The sequence below is a fragment of the Candidatus Jidaibacter acanthamoeba genome (assembly GCF_000815465.1).
GTDB classification, from domain to species: domain Bacteria; phylum Pseudomonadota; class Alphaproteobacteria; order Rickettsiales; family Midichloriaceae; genus Jidaibacter; species Jidaibacter acanthamoebae.
Window position 1 is genome coordinate 204,864 of sequence record NZ_JSWE01000096.1, and the last position, 18,986, is coordinate 223,849.

The window sequence follows — 18,986 nt, forward strand, 5'->3', positions numbered from 1 at the left end:
TGTGCTTGAAGTAAAGGAAATCGAAAAAAAGTTTAAAAAATCCCAAGTATTAAATAATATATCTTTTTGCATAAGCCAGGGGGAAGTATTTGGTTTAGTCGGCTTAAACGGAATAGGGAAGACTACCTTAATCAAAATCATTTTAAATTTGCTTCTTCAGGACAAAGGTGAAGTTACCATATTTTCAAATCCGAATGCGGATTTAAAATCAAAATCCTTAATTGCTTATTTGCCTGAAAAGTTTAATCCTTCCCCATTTTTAAAAGGTAGAGAATTTTTAGAGCTGTCAATGGGTTATTATGGTTTGGATTATAATTTACAAGAAGCAGAAATATTATGTAATCAACTAGGATTAAAATTTGAAGCATTAGATAGGAGAATCAGTAATTACTCTAAAGGAATGGGGCAAAAACTTGGATTAATATCAGTTTTCTTAACTCGTGCACCTTTATTAATTTTAGATGAGCCAATGAGCGGGTTAGATCCGAGTGCAAGAATAGCTCTTAAAAAGAAACTCATTTCCTACAAAGCAGAGGGCAACTCAATATTTTTTAGCTCACATATACTTGCGGACATAGAAGAGATATGTGATAAAATAGGGGTAATCCATGAAGGAGGATTAATATTTGAGGGCAGTAGCAAAGAGTTTATTAGTAAATACCCGGCTAATAGTTTGGAAGAATCTTTTTTAAGTGCTATAAATTTGTGAAGTAAAATATGTTTATTACGTTTGAAGGCGGTGAAGGTTGCGGAAAATCAACCCAGGCAAAATTTTTAAAAAAATATCTTGAAAGTAAGAGTAAAAAAGTTGCGCTTACCAGAGAGCCGGGCGGCACGGAATTTGCTGAAAAGCTAAGGGAAGTATTATTATCGGGTGAAGGGATCTCTGATCCGTTAACGGAATTTTTGCTGCTTTCGGTAGCTAGAAGAGATCATGTTATTAATTTTATTAAGCCAAAACTCATGGATGGTGAGGTGGTAATATCAGATAGGTTCATCGATTCATCGTTTGTATATCAGGGATATTTAAAGGAATTACCCTTAAATGTGATTGAGCAAATAACCAGATTGAGTATCGGTGATTTTATGCCTGATATAACTCTTTTTCTAACTATAGATTCTGAAATAAGTATGAAAAGAGTGGTGGAGAATAGGCAGGTTCAAACCTATTATGATAAAAAAGATATAAGTTTTCATACAAAAATTAATGATTCTTTTTTAGATCTGGCTAAAAGCTATAAAAGCAGAATCAAGGTTATAGATGCCGCTGGCAGTCAAGAAGAGGTATTTGAAAGGATAAAAAATGTGATTGATGAGAAGATTGAATAAATAAGTTAATATGATTAAAATACGTATTGAGCAAATTTTTTTATTATCTCAAAATCCTGAGCAAAAATTAAATGTTTAATCATTTTCAACCCAATTACCGCTTTCATCCTTGTGGTATTTCTTTTTTACTGCGCTCCAGGCTACTTTATGAGATACTTCTTCCCTTGTTTCTTCGCCTCTACGTTTATCAGAGTCTTGGTATTCTTCCCAAGCATTATTAAAAGCTTTTAGATAAATTTCTTGCGCTTTAATAGGGAGATGATTTTTTATGCTATAGGGTAAGTCGTGCGTAGAATTATAAGGCATATATTCTCCTAAAGATAATATTAGCTTAAGGCTTATAATTTAGCATTATTAAATATTCCGTCAAGTTTTTAGCGTTAAAAATATATATTAATTGATATATTAGAAAATAAACATTATTTTGGTCTTCCAGTTTATCAGCCTAACAATTTTTTATAATGCTAAACTTTTCAAGTAGCTTTCCTTCTAAGATGCTTACCTCTGTTCACGCTTATACAAAACCTTTTGCATTATTAAATGAAATATTCTTTGATGATTTTGTTGCTAGTAGAGATCGACATGATATTTATTTTCCTTCCGGCTGTCCTGAGTTTCTTATAAAGAATTATAATATTATTTCAAATGAATTAAGAAGTGAAATAGAAATAAAATTTTTAAGAGAAATGAAAAAGTTAGGTTTTAAATGGTCAGAAGCATATATGGTTTTTAGTTGTGACCATAAGAAAGTTGGAAAGGAAGATACGCAAGCGCATTATCGATCTCCTTCTCCCCCAGACTTATGGAGTGATATTAATGAACCATCTGTAAATAAAAGTACTGACATTTCTTCAACTTCTACAAGCGTAACATCACCTACTATAAGAACTTTAAAAGAACGTACAATCAGCTCGTCATCCACATCACCAACCTTGCAAATTATAAGACAAAAAATTGCTAATAAATTAAGAGACATAATACATAATAAAGAATTTAAAGAAGCAGATGATGAAATCCGTTTTATAATTAAAGGAAATGAGGATCAAATAAGAAGCTATTTACAGGAAGATTTAGAATTAGGGGAAAAATCAATTAAAATAGAAATGCTAAAAGATGGTAAGCTAGAAGTATCAATAAATAGGGAAGAGTTATAGGATTTAAAAGTAAAACTACCCAAGCATGATATTAGTATATCCTTATAATTAGTATAAATAACTAAATAAATTCACATTAATTAGATTGATAATATTAATTATAAATAATAAAGTTATACAAAATAATTTTAATAATAAGGTTGTTATGAGAGAAATAGATAAAAAACTTATTGTTTCTGTAAGAATCAAGTAAACAGAAGATGTTAGGAACTACATAGCACAAGGGGCGGATGTTAATGCAAAAGATAATTTAGGTTTTTGTGCGTTATTTTACGCTGTTCATAGCTGTTATAGAGATATAGCGATGTTATTACTAAATCAAGAAGGAATAAATATAAATATTACAGATCGTAGTAATATTACTCCCTTGCATATAGCTGCTGCTAACGGATATTTAGAAATGGTTGAGTTGCTATTAAATAACTCAGATATAGATGTTGACGCAACAGATATAGGGAATGAAACAGCGCTATATAAAGCAATAAATAATTATCATATTAAAGGAATGGATAAGATTGTGGATCTACTACTAGTTAGGAGAGCTAATTTGAATATACAAACTGATAAGAAAGGGGAGACTGCCCTGCATGCAGCTGCTGTTATAGGTGACCTTAAACTGTGCAAAAAATTACTTGAGCATGGTGCAAATCCTAATTTAAAGATAAAAGAATATATGATCAAATATGATGAAAGGGATGCAGATGGAATTAAAATGGCACCTAGAACAGCATATGAAATATATTTGGAAGAACATCCTAGCAAAGCAGCTAAATTTAAAGCTGTTGAAGAAAAGCTATTAGAAAAAGAACATAAAAAACAAAGAGGAGAGAAGAGGAAGGCTGTTCACCTTAAAAGCCAGGAGCAGGAAGGCAGCACCTTTAATAACGAACAAGGATCAAAAAATACAAAACAAGAATTCGATAGGAGTTTTACTAAACGCCATCAAAAACATATAGATGATACTAAAAATGCAAAAAATAATCCTAAGGGTGATTGGCGAAGTTATATCTTAGTCACTAATAATCAATATACAAATAATACAAAGCAGATAAGCTAATAATCTTAGTAGTTTCTTAGCTCTAAAATTAAATAAATTTCTCGTTCAATTTTATTTATTGTAACACTGCATTTTGCTCATTGACTTAGTCAATTGATACCACAACTGCGGGTAAGAAACTTACATTCACCTGAGTTCGGTATAAAGGATGTTGTAAAAGGGTATTGAGATAAAGAAGGATGCGAAGTAAGTTATCCTTTAATTGGTTCTAACATCAATATGAGGTAACGATGTTCGCATCCCTGATTGATATATTCTGTGCGGTTGACGATTTTTGTAAGCATTTTGATAAGAGTTGCGGCAGATATTTAATCGGAGGAAATAATAAGCGAAGGCGAAGAGCATGTAGGATGACGTTATCATCATGATACTATTTCATATAAGCAACTACCGGCATTTAAAGAATACTATAAAGATTGCATACTCAATCATCTTAAGAGCTATTTTCCCCACTTGGTAAGCTATAACCGTTTTGTAGAACCGATATCTGTAAGCATAATGCCGCTTTTTTCTGCACGGTATGAGAGGCAAAAAGACCGATATATATTTTAAGAAATAAAAGTTTGTTATATAGCGAGGAAGAAGCGGCATAGAGTATTTACAGGTTATGCAGCGAAAGACAAAAACTCTATGGGGTGGTTCTTCGGGCTAAAGTTACATTTGGTAATAAACAATCGAGGGGAGTTGATGGCTTGTTCTATAACAAGAGCGAGCACTGATGACAGGAAGCCTTTGCCGAAGTTAGTTGAAAAGCTTAAGGGATGGTTATTTGTAGATAAGAGATATTTAGGGAAATCTTTAGCAGATGAGCTAAAGGCTCAGGCTATGGAAATATTTACCAAAGTAAGAAAAAATATGAAGAAGCGTATAATCAACAAAGCGCAGAAGTTCTTTTTAAGCAAGAGAGGGATAATTGAAACCGTGATAGATCATTTGAAGAATTGCTACCATATAGAGCATTCACGGCATAGAAGCCTGGTAAATGCTTTTGTAAACATCATCTTTAGTTTAATCGCCGAACTAATTTTATTTTAAAATATGTGTAAAATGGGTAGCATTGCTTAATCCATATTTGAGCGACTACGCCGTTGTAATTGACAGCTGTGATGAGAAGTTATTATGGTATGTTCGAAGTAAACTACTAAGTAATTATTAAGTGTTTTTTAAAAACAATTTAATAACTGCCTTTAAAATGCTGATTTTAAGGATAAAACATCAAAAATAATATACATTCTATATCTCAATTTTAATAAAAGAGTGATTGCCAGTTTGAAAGCAATAAAACAATGTTTTACTTGTTTTTAACTACTTGTTTTATAAAGGATGCTTTTTAATAGTTTAATAAATTGCAGAACCCCCTCTTACTTAATATGGTAAGCAGCTTTAAAGGGTTTTCGGATATTGAGATAACTATATTTAAAAAAAGTCTAATATTTTAAGTAAGTTTATGAGCTTAACCATAATTATTATTAGTAAATTAGAAAGTATTAAATAGAAAGGAGCATAGATATGCAATTATCAAAAGAAGATATACACCTACCAAATAAGTATCAATACGAAAACTTAATATTTGAAGGAGGAGGGATAAAAGGTTTTGCATATATAGGAGCTATCGATGTACTTGGTAAAGAAAACATACTTGCGGGTGTAAAAAGAGTAGCAGGTACCTCGGCAGGAGCTATTACTGCCCTGTTGTTAGGGCTTGGTTATGATATCGGTGATTCTAGAAGAGAGCTGGAAAAAGTTTTTTTTGAATCCTATAACTTAGGGGATACTCTACTTAAATGGCCTTTAGTACTAAGAAGAATAAGAACACAATTTGGTGCTGAGTCGGCAGAATTCTTTTTAGAATGGGCAGAAGGGATAGTAGAGCGGAAATTAGGCAGTAAGAACGCTACATTCAAAGATGCTCATAAAGCAATATTAAGCCAAAAGGCAGAAGTATACAAATACATGTATTTTACAGGTACTAACATAAGTACTGGGTATTATGAAATATTTTCTCATGAGCACACTCCTGATATGAAGATAGCGGATGCAGTTAGAATATCGATGTCAATACCTCTTGTATTTACCGCTAAGCGATATGCTAAGCCTGGGAGTCATATAGAGGATCTATATGTAGACGGAGGGGTCGTTAACAACTATCCGTTGCATTTATTTGATGAAAGAAGCCAGCCTAATATGAAGACATTAGGGTTTAGGGTAGATCCCATTGAAGAGCTGGCGGTCTTAAGAGATGGTGCTGAGCCTATAAGAAGCGAAATAACAGGGTTTATTTCTTATGCAAAAGCATTGTACGGTACTACTCAAAATGCAGTGAACAATGTAACCAGGAGAAGCGATGATAAGTTAAGAACGGTATTTATAGATATAACCGGAGTAGATACGTTAAGCTTTAAACTAAGTGAAGAAACCAAAGAGAAACTGATTAGGTCGGGAAGAGAGGCAACCAAAGGGTATTTAATAAGCAGACCTGATAAATTAAAAACAAGTAATAGTAGGCTTGAGAGATTTGATCGTAAGAAGATATATGAGAAAGCATGTGAAATATACTGCTGTGAAATTGGAGAGGATACGGCAAAGATACAATATTGGTTCAAAAATATTGATAACTTAAAAACGATAAATAAATATGTTGATAGAATAAAGGAGCATGATAGAACAATTGTGTCCGAAATATTTACCGGAGCAGTCGACGATAAGATAAAAGTAGTTGAAATAACTACTGCTATATCTTCACTAAAAGAAATAAAAAAATGGGATAGCAGCACTAAAAAAGCAAGTCAAGACTTAAAGAAGATAACAGATTTACCGTTGGTTAAGGTAGAAAGCTGGAAGCGACAGGATTATGTAGAGTTAAAAGCTAAGAAAAAGCCGGTATCCTTAGAATTAATAGAGGCAGTACATGCAGGAAATATAGGAAAGACGGTAGACCTATTGAGCTCGAATATATCGCTAGATGGTGTAGATAAATTCGGTTGTGCGGCATTACATTATGCTGCAGAGTTCGGGTATTATAAGATAGCTGAAACTTTATTGCGTAACGACCCCGCACCAAATATTAATTTAAGGGATAACAGTGGGGAAACAGCCTTACATAGAGCTGCTTTGCAGGGGTATACTAATATAGTGAGACTATTGCTTACACATAATGCAAATATAGATGTAAGAAGTTCATACGGAGCTACGGCATTACACAGGGCAGCATACCATGGACATAAAGATGTTATGGCGGAATTAATAAGATTCGGCAGTTCAATTAATGAGGCGGATGAAATAATGCAAAATACACCGTTACACTGGGCAGTAGCACATAATCACAAAGAAGCTGCAGAACTCCTTTTGAAGCAAGGAGCCGATACTATGCTAAGGAATAAGGAAGGTAAACTTGCATCCGAGTGTGCACAAAGCTTTGAGATGAAAGAGATATTCCGCAAATTTAGTAAGAACGAAGAAATATCCAGGGCTATATAAGTAAAACTAATCTTAAATCCATTTAAACAAAACCGAGCAGGAGGTTGAATTGAGGAATGAAATAGAAACTACGGTATCAAAAAAATACAGTAGTAAAAACTTTTATACGAATGTTCAACCTTTGCCGACTGATGTATCAGTTCCGTTATTGGCAACTTCAAGTTCTGAAAAAATATACTTACCTAATAATGAACCTATTAATAAGGTGCTGATAAAGTTATGTGATCAATTTTATACCTTCTTGGAAAAAAATGAGCAAACTATTGTTATTAGTTATTATCAGCAATTAATACGCCAACTAAATACGTTTGAACCGTTATTAATCGATGAAGTGGTAATATCCAAGATTTTTAAATGTATTGATTTATTTATTAACTACTCTGAAAATTTGGATTCAAGTAATTTTGTTCGCATTATAACCCTACAAACAAGTATGGTCGATATAATAAAGCGTCACTACAACCATACTGAATTATGTAAAATTAAATCCTCATTATATAAGAATGTAGGTTTTTTAAAAACAAAAACTTTCGTCGAACAAAAAGAAACGGCCGTTTCTTTATATGTGCTACCTAAAGATTTTGGGGTGATAGAGTTTTATGCGCAAGCATTAAAAGAAATTGTTAGGCAAGAGGAGATTAAGGGTATAGCTTCAGCTTTAGATAAAGAAATCGATAAATATATCTATCAATTATCCCATAAGTGTCTATATGAATTTTTAAGCGAAAAAACTCTTAAGTTAATACCTAAGGAATCACCTGCATTATTTAAAAACATATTAATCCAATACCGTATAATTTTAGAAAGGCTAGCTGTAAATGAAAAGGAATTAAATTTGAGCTCTTTAATGAGAAACTTTTTGTATAAAGCGGGGGATATCATTGATACTTATCGTAATAAACTGAAAGAACCTACTGGTGCCAGTTATAAATATAGTTTGACTGATTTGGATGATTTAACGACATATGTTACTCAATTGCTTGTTGACAGCGACAAAATCATAGCGTGTGAAAGTAGCAATAAATGGAGGGAGAACTGGAATAAATTTAGAGAAATAAGAAGAGAAGTAATTAAGATAGAAGACATTATAGAACGGCAATTATATTTATCTCAAAAAATTGAAATCCTGATATCACAAATGGTTAAGGAAGGAGAGATGATACTTGGTAAGCCGCCGTGTGATTATATAATGCTTAGTTTAGGTTCTTTAAGTAGAAAGGAATTTTTTCCCGGCTCAGATTTGGAATGTTTAATTATTTTAGATGCTGAAAATAAGAGTGCAGGAATGATTCCTGAGTATTTTAAAGCATTAGCCGGATTGTTAAAAATACAAATACTAGCTGTAGGGGAATCAAAGGCAGGTTTTGCTTTAGATGGTAACGATCCAGCTACAAACTTTGATGAGTTCGTGATTACAATTAACAAATTACCTGAAGCTTATAATGAACACTGTAAAAATCAACATATCTTGGGATTTAGTCTACTTAGGCCTAGCCTGCTTTATAGTTCAAGGGAAGATGATATATTTTTTGAGAGATACAAAGATGTAATGAGTGGAATACTGGCCTCTACCCATAAACAGCAAGCTATTAATCAATTGGAATACCATACTAGTAAATTTTTGTTGGAAAGTAGAGATAATTTAAGTTTTATGAAATTGGGGGCAGAGGTGGCTCGCAACGAAAACAAATGTTTTGATATAAAAGAATGCTTTTATTCACCGCTTGTTTATTTAGCCATAGATCTAGGCTTATATTATAATATTAAAACTAATAATACACTTGAAATATACGAAGAATTACATAATAGGGATGTGATATCAACCGAGTTTTTCACTTTCCTTAAAGAAGCATACTGCTACATAGTGGAACTTAGATTTGAAGCACATAACTTTAAAAAATCACATTATGATGAAATATACTTACCTAATAGTACTAAAAGCGGTTGTCTCGTACTTGAAGAGGAAGCATTTGAGAAGTTAAAGAAAATTAACCTGGAAGTAATAACTCCGCTATATAAAGCAGTTGAATTAATAGTAAAAAACAAATCATACAATCATTCCGGAAACAAAACTATTGAAGACCAAGCAACAATCACAAATATTGATCATGTTGCAGATTTATACTGCCGAACACATTGTAAAAATAATGAGGCTCTAGACAACCCAAGTATATTTGCAGAGTTAATCTCTATATATCACAGGTATTATACTAGAGAATATAAACTGGAGATACTAAGACAAAGAGAAGAGGTATATCTGCAGGAAGGACTAAATAGTCTCAGTATGCCGCTTCCGTCTAAAATACCGGAAAATGCCGTTATAGTTGAAGAAGCAGGTAATAAGTATATGCTTAAGCCTGAAGTGGCTGAGAATATAATCACTAAAGACGGTAGTATAGTTAAACAGGAAGGAGGATATGGGCGGCGTAACGTAGTAGGTATAACGCATAACGGTTATTCACTGCATATTAAAGAGAACCCCGAACTTCCCGGTATGGAATACACACTGGGTTCACTGATCAGAAAGATTGCCGGACAAGGCGCTCCTGTTACTAAGCTACTTAAGTTCACTGTAGATAACAGAGTTTATCCTGTACAGATATCCCGAACCGTTAAGGGAATTAATTATCAAGATGCATTAAACGGAAAAAGTTCATGTTTAAGTAAGATAAGCAGTAAAAGCTTTGGTATGATGTATATGGCTTCTTTACTTATCAACCCGGAAGACGGAAAGCCGGATAATTACATACTTGAGCCTGTGAAAGGAGGAGAAGGAGAAAAATACAATATTGTGTGTGTTGATAATGACCATGGCTTAGTGCCTGCCTTAGTAAAGGAAAAGTCACATACTAAGCTGATGGTTAAAACAATATTATATTGTATGCCGCAGATGTATGAGGATCTTGATAAGGAAGTAAGAGAGCAAATACTTGCTTTAAACCATGATGAGTTACTAAATGAATGGCTTACTGAACTGATTAAAAAAGATAATGAGTATAGGTATCTATTTACGGTCAAAGAGCAGGAAATACTGCTAAACCAAGGAGAAAGAAGAGGAATATTTACTCGTAAGTATGAAAAAGAAGGTGCACTACCGGTGGTAATACCCATTATGTTAAAGCAAGGTGCTGTAGCAACACTATATCAAAAGTTTATTCAGTTAAAATCTATATTGGAATATAGTGAGAAAATTACTCCTATGCAGTTATTATACAATATAGAGCCATTACTTGCCAAGTATTATGATGATCCTAAGCTCAAAGGTTTAGGGGCTAAAGAGGTATTCTCGGTTTTATGTAAGGATCAGTATTCAACCGTTATGGCCGGTAGATTCGGTACAATGGTAAACAGTAGACAACTTTTACAGTCGGTATTGCAGGAAATACCGAACTTGGAAGATATAGTAAAAAAGAAACATACACCAGCCCAAGCAATAGACGAAATTAAAATAATAAAGTTACAAAGTTCGACATTAAACCGAGTAAGGGAACAGCTATTGGCAGGAAATGATAAACCGTTTAAGGAATTATTATTAGATAGCTTCAGAGAAAGAGTTATAAACGGCACTAAGGGAGGAAATAAGAGAGTTAATTTTGCAGGATTAAGTGAAAGTAAACAGTTATTTATATTACAGGCTATGAGAGGTAGTTCATTTACCGAGCTTTTACTTAGTAACTGTACTGTTTTAACTGATGCCATAATAAATGATATATTAAAAGATAGTCCCGGACTTATGGTTCTTAATCTAAGCGGCTGTGTAAGCCTTACCAATTATGCGGTAAGAAGTATAGCAAGCTATTGTCCACAGATAGAGAAGTTGGTTATAAATAATATACCTAACTTATCTTATATTGGTACAAAGACCGGAATGAGTAGTTTAGTGTTTTCTAATTTAAGAAGGTTGGATTTAAGTGATAACCGGGATTTAGGCAATGTTTGGATATATGCTCCTAAACTGGAGTGGTTGGATATAAGCGGGTGTAAGCAGATTACTGATAAAGGATTATGCTATTTAGTCGGTAATAGTTCTTACTTAAACACTTTGATGCTTGAGGGGTGTGATAAGATAACTAACATGCAAGCTAAAACATACCACCCGCAATTAGCATTATTAAAAGCAGAGTTACTATACAAGGCAGAGATTTCTAAAGATACGGTAAGCTTTAAGCATGTTAAGTTTGCTAAAAAAGATATAGATGCTTTAGGTAAAGTAATAAAAACTAATGCTACTATTAAGACATTATATCTTAGTGATAATAATATATCCTATAAAGGAGATATATCAGGATTAGATGGCCTTCAACCCAATACTACTGTTTCCGTATATAATAGTATTGGTACCGAAGGATGGAAAAAAATAGCAGAAGCCCTAAAGAGTAACTTCACCATTACTACCTTAAATCTTGAATATAGTGGTATGGATACTGAAGTAAAAAAGGAAATATTAGATGTTTTTAAAAAAAATGCTTCTATTACTACCTTAAATTTAAAAGGTAATAATATAGACGATGAAGAGGGAAAATTTATAGCTAAAGCTCTTAGAACTAATATGACTCTTACAGAATTAAATCTCACAGAAAATGAAATAGAACCTGAGACATTTGGCCACATTACTGGCTATTTAGCTAGGAATAAAATATTACGAGACGATACTAACTTAACTTGCCTTGATCTTAATTATATTAATATAGGTGATAAGATATTAAAGAATATAATAGAGGCAATCAATACTAATACTAATATATCAATATTACATCTTGCCGGCAGTAATATAGAATTTAAAGGAGGGAAAGCTATTGGTAGGTTGCTTAGAACCAATAATAGTATTACAGAGCTATACCTTGGAAACAATAGAATAGGTGATATGGGCATTATACTGATAGCTAGTGCTCTCAAAACTAATACTATACTCACCAAGTTATTTATTAGTAATAACAACATAAGTGAAGAAGGGGGAAAAGCAATAGCTAAAGCATTAAAAAATAACACTACTCTTACTGATTTAGATCTTAGAGGTAATCATATAAGCAATAGTACATTATCCGAAATTGAAACTTATCTAGAGAGAAATAAAACGAGCAGAAGAGAAATAACAGAACCAGCATTAGCTGCTAATGAATTTAATGGGAGTGTACTGGAATCAGCTAAAGGTAGCACAGGAAATGATAATACTTCAAATACAAAACTAGAAATAGTAGAAATCAAGGCTAAAAAAACAACTGCTTCACCTCAGGTAAGAAAAATTGCTGAAAGGAGAAGAGGTGTTATACTTTCCAGGCCTCAGCTTACTGATGATCTGAATGTAGATATAAGTGAAGCAAAACAGGAAGAAGCAAAAACAACTAATACAGAATACCAAAAACTAACCCCAAAAAATGTAAATACTGATGTAGAATATAACACTCCAGATAAGCAGAAGGGATATAAATTATATGAAGCAGCAAATACAGGTAAAGTTGTTACCGTAATGGGGTTATTGAGGGACGGAGCAGATACTAACTATGTAGACGATACAAGCGGTAAAACTGCTCTACACCAAGCAACAGAGGCTGGGCATACAAAGATAGTAGAACTATTACTTAATCATAGTGTTCCAGTGCAAGTTAATTTATTAGATAAAGTGAGAGGAGATACAGCATTACATATAGCTGCTGATAAAAATCACTTAGCCATAGCTAAAATGCTATTAGATAAAGAAGTAGACACTAATCTATGTAATAATTTTGGCTTTACCCCTTTACACTACGCCGTATCAGGCGATCACAAAGACTTAGTTAATTTACTGTTAGCACATGGAGCTGACCCATTTATACAAACTAATGAAAATAAAGTTGCATTAGATTATGCCCAAAGCTTTGAAATGAAGGAGATATTTCGTCAGTTTAGCAAAACACCTGAAGTATCAAGGATATAAAATACATGAATACTTAAACACTAGATAAAAGAGCAAAATAGGAGGCTAACTTGAAAGAGAACACAATAAATATCGGCCTAAATGAATATAAAAGTAGTAATTATTACTTAAATAATATTCTTCCTGTAAAAAAAATAACTATTCCGGAGTCAGACCAAGAGGATACTCAGCCGCAAGTAATTTTTGAGATTGATATAAATGATTTATTAATAGGCTTTTGTGAGCAGTTTAAGTTAATAATTGATGAAGGTAACCATGACGCCATAATTGATTACTACTGCCAGCTTGTCTATCAATTAAGCCTTTCTGAATCATTAGATCTCCATAAGAAAACTACTAAAGAAATAAGTAAAGCTATAGTTGCTTTTATTGGATACATACAAGAATCGGGCTTAAATAATTTCAAGGAGATAGTCTTATTACAAGAAAAAGTTGCCAACGTTATTAACAATAATTATAGCCATACTAATTTAGGGCAATATTTAACCTTGCTCTATAAGAATATAGCTTTTTTAAAGCAAAAAAGTCTTTCTACTTCTATATCTACACCACAGGAAAGAACTCTTTCTCTAAAGATAGATCCTAACCAAGTATTAGAAATATTAAATGATATTTCCATGGCATTAAAGAAATCACAGTGTGAAAGAGAAGCTTCAGATACAGCTTTAGAAATAGACAGTAATATTAGTAAGTATACTTACCAACTATGTTATGAAATATTAGAACAAACATTAGAGGATAATACATTAAAAAATAGAGGTGATAACCAAGCTCCTGATAAATTCACAAAGACTCTTAACAACTATTGGAATTTATTAAAATTATTATCTTGTTCGAATAAAGATATAGATGTGGAGCCCTTAGCAAGGAATATTATATTCAAGGCTAGTGAAGTTATTAATACACATCAAACTCGTTTACATGGGAATTCTATAGAAAGCCAGGGCTATCAATATAGTTTATCTGATCTGGATAAGCTAGTTACCTATAATACTCAGTTAATGCTGGAAAGTTATGATCTATCTTCAAATAGCCCTCATTTTATATGGAGAGAGAATTGGAATAAGCTAAGAGATATTAGAAGAGAATCTGTAAATTTAAATGCTCTAGATCAACAAGTATTTTTGTCAGAAGAAATAAGTAATTTAATAAGAAGATTAATACAAGAAGCCGGTGATATCCTTGGAAAACCTCCTTGTGAATATATAGTACTTAGTTTTGGTTCTTTAAGTAGGAAAGAATTATTTTCTTGCTCTGATTTAGAATGTTTAGTTGTTTTAGATACTGAAAATAAATTAGTTCCTTCAGTTACCCGGTACTTTACTATATTATTTAAGCTAATTGATGTGCAACTTAGAACCTTAGGAGAGTACGGAGAGGGGCTCGGTTTAGATAAAAACAACCCTGTCTTAAATTATGATGAATTTGTAATTACAATTAATAACTTAGAAAAAGTTTATAATTTACATAGAGACGATACTAAAGAAAGCTATCACTATAGTTTACTTAAACCCGACTTACTTTATAGTTCGAACGAAGACAACTTACTATTTGAAAAATATAAAGAGATAATGAGTCAAACATTATCTTCGATAAATAAAGAGCAATCCCTGAAGCAATTGAAAACTCATATTGAAGATTACTTTCGTTTAAGTAATGAACAATTGAATTCTGTAATGTTGGGTAGCAATAAGAATAGCTATGCTAATAAAAATATAGACTTAAAAAAGTGCTTTTATTCCCCACTAGTATATCTGGCAATAGATCTAGGCTTATATTATAATATTAAGTCTAATAACACTCTTAAGATATATGAAGAACTATATAAACAAGGTTTTATATCCGGCAAGTTTTTTGAGTCATTGAAAGAAGGTTATTGTTACATAATAGAGTTAAGAAATGAAGCACATATTCTTAAAGGATCGCAATACGATAAGGTGTTTTTACCAACTAACAATAAAAGCGGTCATCTTGTTCTTAGAGAAGAAGCATTTGAGAAGTTAAAGAGAATTAACCTAGAAGTAATAACTCCGCTGTATAAAGCTTTAGAGTTAATAACAACAAATACTCAATTTATAAAAGATGCGCTTGATATAACGGTATCATCCGGAGAGTTAAATTTAGCTTTTCACGCTTTGACTGGAACCAATGAGGAAACAACCATATATTTTCCTGATCAGATAGCTAAGTATTATTATGAAGCACGTAATGCAAATATTAATAACACTGAGCATGCTTTAGATGATCCGATAATATTATCTGAACTAATCGCTCTATACCAGGATCATTATAGATGGCAATATTGTTTAGAAAGCATTACACAGGAGAATATGCCAACAGAGCATCCTATAATACAAATCAACTCTATTAATTTAGGAGATAAGTACCTAATACCGGAAGTATCAAAGGAATTATTTAATAGTAACGGAAAATTTATAGCAGATGAGGCATTGTCAGGTACTCACCAAGTAAAGCCTATAGAGTACGGAACACATAAATTACATGCTAAATTTTCCCCTGAGTTACCCGGGATCGAAAAAGCAGTAGAATTACTTAGCCAACTATTGGTGGGGTCAGGGACTACTTCGCTCACTGAGTTTATAAGATGTAAAGTTATAACCAAAGATAAAAAGGAACATACATATCCGTTACTACTTTCAAGCACTATTGAAGGAAAAACAGTCGCGAGTCTAGACGTATCAAAAATTAAGTTTGATACCAGGGAATTAAGTAAAGCATTAATAGCCTCGGCGGTAACTCGGCAAGAAGACGGCCACCCTAAAAACTATATAATTGAATTATTAAACAGTAATACTTATAGGTTAGTATGTATAGATAAAGATCATGGCTTTGTAGAGCCAATAATAACTAAAGATACTAAGCCTATATTAATGTTTACTTCAATTATTTATTGCTTGGAACAAGTAAAGGAATTGCACATAGACACTGCAATAATTAAAGACTTAAGTAGAATAAATATTGATATAATGCTGACCAGATGGCTTGAAGAATTGGATAAGATACATAAATATCATGTAGGGTACCAACAACCGGACGGTAAGCATATACAAGGTATATGGTCTGAGTTAGAAATAGAAAAATACTATAATAAGAAAGAAGGGTATTTACCGAATTTCTTAGGTGAAAAAATAGATGAGCCACGCTGTATAATCCCTATAGTGATTGGAGAAAAAACATTACGGGAAACGTATGAGTTGTTATGGCAGATACAACAAAATTTACGCGAGAAAGATATATTTACTCCCCAATTAATATTAAAATATATTAACCCTTTAGTAAGTAAGATATATGAAAGGATGCTACCAAAAAAGATACATAATGCTTTTAAATATTTTAATACTTTATCTGAAGTAAAAGCAAGTTACTTTAAGGTGAATAAAGGCAATAAACAAATACAGAGTAATATTGAAAATTATCAGGACAGTAGAGTTACAATAGATCAAAGAGTGCAGTCAATTGCAGGTAAGATATTGACACTTAAAGATATAAGAGAGCAAAAGCACTTAACTCCTGCAGGAGCGCTAGAGGAGTTAAAGTTATTAAAAAACTGGCAGGCTTTTATAAATGAAGCAAAGGAGGAAATTAAGCAAGGTAAGATTAGCAATATATATAATAAATTACTTCCTATCCATAGAGAAATATTAATAAACAATATAGATGCAAAAGAAATTGGAGGTGGGCAAAATATTATAAGTCTACTAAAAACATACAAAACTAATTTCCATAGATTAATTTTAAAAGGATATAACTCTTTACCCGATGCAGAGTTATGGGATTTAATATGGGATAGTAAGATGTTAATATCTTTAGGCCTAATAAATATTCGTGGTCTTACCGGTACATGTTTTAGTGATGGAGTAATGTATTATGGAATAGCAGGGCATTGTAATTTATTGGAAAAGCTTATTTTAGAAAACTTAACTAATTTGAATTTCTTAGGTACTAGAAAGCATATTACATTATTTGCCAATCTTAGAAGATTAGAAATAAGAAATTGTGATAAACTACAGGTAGTAAATATAGAAACCCCTAAGCTAAATGAATTAGAACTTAGTAATTGTGAGTCTTTAGCTAAATTTATATTTAGAACCAATGAAACTATGCAAAAATTTATGCTACCTAAGAATTTAGGTAAAGTATCTTTAATTGGCTGCACGGTAGATAACGAAGAATTATCAAATGTTGATATTTGGGGTAAAGATGAATGTAATTACGGGGTTGGATTAAAAGTAATTTATGAGGATTTGAAAGCTCAAGGTAAGATTAATGTTGTAAACTTATTGCTTGCTAAGAGAGGAAAAGAAGTATCTTTATCTTATAGTAAACAAGGAAAAATTAATAAAAAATTAAAACAGTATAGTGAAGCAATAGATAGTTATACTAAAGCAATTGAATTAAATCCAAATGTTGCATCTCATTATAATAGTAGAGGAGAAGTCTATTTTTGTTTAAGAGAATATGATAAAGCAATAGCAGATATTGAGCAGGCAATACATATTAAACCCGGTAATGCATTATACTACAATAATAGAGGAGAAGCTTATTATTATTTGAGAAAATATAAGGAAGCAGTAAAAGATTATACTCAAGCTATACAACTTTATTCAATTTCTGCCGTATATTACAATAACAGAGGAAAAGCATATAACTATTTAAAAGAATATGACAAAGCAAAAGCAGATCATGTTCAGGCAATAAAACTAGATCCGACTAATGCAGCATATTATAATTATTATGGGAAAACTTTATTTGATCTAAAACAATATGATAAGGCAGTAATAGAATATAGCAAAGCTTTAGAATTAGTAAAAAGTGATAGTATATATTACAGTAATAGAGGATTTGCATATAAGAAACTTGGTTGTTATGATAAAGCAGTAAAAGATTATGATAAAGCTATAAGCTTAGATTCAAATGAAAGCTATTACTATTATGAGCGTGGAGATATTTATTATCATCTAAATCAATTTGATAAATCGATACAAGATTATAATCAAGCAATAAGAATAGATTCTAATAAAGCTGATTATTATAGCAGGAGAGGTCTTAGTTATCTTAGTATCAATCAATTTGAATTAGCATCAATTGACTTTGGACTTTCAATATCAATTAACGAATTACTACCCAACCCTTATATAGGAAGAGCAAAAATATACTTATTAGAAGGCAAGTTAAAAGAAGCACTGAATGAAGTTAATCATGCTATAGGACTTATAACTTACACCGGTGCCTCATATGTATTAGCTTATACTACTAAAGGCCAGATCTTTTATTCCATGAACAGTTTTGAAAAGTCATTAAAATGTTATAAAAGAGCTTTAGAAGTTGATGTAAATTGCGTTGAGGCAAGTAACGGATTAAAAGAAGCAGAGAAAGGTCTGATAGAAGAAAATGGAACCTTTGCACATAATATATTTAAAGAACTAAATGCAACAGCAATGAAGCTTTGCAAAGCAACTATTCCCTTATCTCAGGCGTTAAGGCATCAAATGCAATTCACATCCAGTAGAGATATGAATTTATTAAGAAAAAGTGAAACGTGCTGTATTTCATATTTACCTATAGACTTAATAGTGCATACTTTAAGTTTCTTACCTGAAGCTGAGATATTACATAAAACCACAATCACAAAATTATTAGAAAGTTTCGTTTCTAATAGAGTAGTAAGCCGAACTAAAATAGAGGATGATCTTCTCAAAATACCTGAGCAAATTTGCTTTACAGTAAAACTAATGTACCAAAGAAAAGAGGTAGTAGTTCGAGAAAGTATTTAAAACTAAATGTTCTTTCTTAAGCACTAACCACTTATGGGTGCATGAGCAACAATGGACTGTTCAATCAATGCAGTAATGCTACCTTAAACAATGAAATTATAAAATGTTGCATTGTAAATTAGATTGTTAAGTGAGTTATAATTAAGCCTTTTTCTTATCGTATGTCCAATAAATGAGTGTTTATTAGACACATGTAAAATGACACTAAAACAGTATAAGAAAGCGCTTAAAAACCTATTGAAAAAACAAAGTAAGAATAT

At 32.0% G+C, this 18,986-nt stretch carries 10 protein-coding genes; 9 read left to right on the plus strand and 1 reads right to left on the minus strand.

The window, feature by feature from the left end:
* The first annotated feature begins 1 nt into the window (after window position 1).
* Window positions 2–709: an ABC transporter ATP-binding protein gene (locus NF27_RS05160; protein ID WP_161791807.1), complete on the plus strand. Its 708-nt coding sequence runs from the start codon at window positions 2–4 to the stop codon at window positions 707–709.
* 8 nt (window positions 710–717) lie between these two features.
* Window positions 718–1,329 (plus strand): dTMP kinase, encoded by a 612-nt coding sequence (gene tmk / locus NF27_RS05165; protein ID WP_039456524.1) that lies wholly within the window; start codon window positions 718–720, stop codon window positions 1,327–1,329.
* Between the two features lie 75 nt (window positions 1,330–1,404).
* Here the strand turns inward: tmk and NF27_RS05170 are convergent, their stop codons facing one another.
* A complete protein-coding gene (locus NF27_RS05170; RefSeq protein WP_039456525.1) occupies window positions 1,405–1,635 on the minus strand; it encodes a ChaB family protein in 231 nt (76 codons plus the stop codon).
* 155 nt (window positions 1,636–1,790) lie between these two features.
* On the opposite strand from NF27_RS05170, the gene NF27_RS05175 reads away from it, so the two are divergent.
* The 7 genes from NF27_RS05175 to NF27_RS05200 all read left to right on the plus strand — a co-directional run bounded on the left by NF27_RS05175 (window position 1,791) and on the right by NF27_RS05200 (window position 18,726).
* Complete coding sequence (locus tag NF27_RS05175) at window positions 1,791–2,483, plus strand: hypothetical protein (protein ID WP_039456527.1); 693 nt, start codon at window positions 1,791–1,793, stop codon at window positions 2,481–2,483.
* 214 nt (window positions 2,484–2,697) lie between these two features.
* A complete protein-coding gene (locus tag NF27_RS11180) occupies window positions 2,698–3,540 on the plus strand; it encodes an ankyrin repeat domain-containing protein (protein WP_084212805.1) in 843 nt (280 codons plus the stop codon).
* A 230-nt stretch (window positions 3,541–3,770) separates the two neighbouring features.
* On the plus strand, window positions 3,771–3,908 hold the full coding sequence (locus NF27_RS12415) for a hypothetical protein (RefSeq protein ID WP_161791808.1): 138 nt from the start codon (window positions 3,771–3,773) through the stop codon (window positions 3,906–3,908).
* 187 nt (window positions 3,909–4,095) lie between these two features.
* Window positions 4,096–4,575 (plus strand): IS982 family transposase, encoded by a 480-nt coding sequence (locus tag NF27_RS11185; protein ID WP_084212807.1) that lies wholly within the window; start codon window positions 4,096–4,098, stop codon window positions 4,573–4,575.
* 474 nt (window positions 4,576–5,049) lie between these two features.
* A complete protein-coding gene (locus NF27_RS11190) occupies window positions 5,050–7,017 on the plus strand; it encodes an ankyrin repeat domain-containing protein (protein ID WP_053332605.1) in 1,968 nt (655 codons plus the stop codon).
* A 49-nt stretch (window positions 7,018–7,066) separates the two neighbouring features.
* On the plus strand, window positions 7,067–12,931 hold the full coding sequence (locus NF27_RS05195; RefSeq protein WP_039456529.1) for an ankyrin repeat domain-containing protein: 5,865 nt from the start codon (window positions 7,067–7,069) through the stop codon (window positions 12,929–12,931).
* 50 nt (window positions 12,932–12,981) lie between these two features.
* A complete protein-coding gene (locus tag NF27_RS05200) occupies window positions 12,982–18,726 on the plus strand; it encodes a tetratricopeptide repeat protein (protein ID WP_039456531.1) in 5,745 nt (1,914 codons plus the stop codon).
* The last annotated feature ends 260 nt before the right edge of the window (window positions 18,727–18,986 follow it).